Below are 228 nucleotides of genomic sequence, written 5' to 3' on the forward strand. Positions count from 1 at the left end.
CCACCATTTAAAGAGTGCGTAATAGCTCACTGGTCGAGTGACTCTGCGCCGAAAATGTAACGGGGCTAAACACACCACCGAAGCTATGGCTTGATACATTCGTATCAGGGGTAGGGGAGCGTTGTATACCGGGTTGAAGGTAGACCGGAAGGACTGCTGGACTGTATACAAGTGAGAATGCCGGTATGAGTAACGAAAAGATCAGTGAGAATCTGATCCGCCGAAAAC

General features: G+C 49.1%; 1 rRNA gene. It reads left to right on the forward strand.

What is annotated here, in order from left to right:
• Positions 1 to 228: ribosomal RNA gene (locus tag PV403_RS25250) — 23S ribosomal RNA — on the forward strand; the annotation flags it as partial.

Origin of the sequence: Paenibacillus sp. GYB006, from assembly GCF_036577645.1 — a bacterium.
Lineage (GTDB): Bacteria > Bacillota > Bacilli > Paenibacillales > Paenibacillaceae > Paenibacillus.